At 57.4% G+C, this 500-nt stretch carries 1 protein-coding gene; it reads left to right on the top strand.

Annotation, left to right across the window (positions count from 1 at the left end; genetic code table 11):
• Positions 1-89 precede the first annotated feature (89 nt).
• The coding region (locus ACR0C6_RS22295) for a signal peptidase II (protein ID WP_480621391.1) at positions 90-500 on the top strand (411 nt) is incomplete at its 3' end.

The following is a 500-nucleotide window of genomic DNA, read 5'->3' on the forward strand; positions in this document are numbered from 1 at the left end:
GGGTCCATGCGCGACGATGAAGTGATCGCCGCAGCGGATGAGGCTGGTCTGGCGATGGTCTTCACCGGTATGCGTCATTTCCGTCACTGATGCGGTCACGCCTGCTTCTCTGGGCGGCCTTGGCCGCCTTCGCGATCGACCAGATCAGCAAATATCTGGACGTTCACGTCCTGCGCGTGGCTGAACGGCCCGACGGTATCGATGTTCTGCCACCGCTGCTGGTGTTCAAATACGGCGAGAATCGGGGCATCAATTTCGGCCTGTTTCAGGGCGACTCTGAGGCTGCGCGCTGGTTTTTGATCGGTGTGTCCGTGGTGATCTGCATCGGTGTGCTTGTCTGGCTTGGTCGTTCGACGCGTTCGAAATACATGTTGTTCTGTGGCGGCCTGCTGATCGGCGGAGCGCTTGGGAATGTGGTCGACCGGCTTCTTTATGGGTTTGTTCTGGATTTCCTGAACATGTCCTGCTGTGGCATCAACAACCCGTTTGTGTTCAACTTG

This window comes from Ruegeria sp. AL12 (assembly GCF_056540885.1).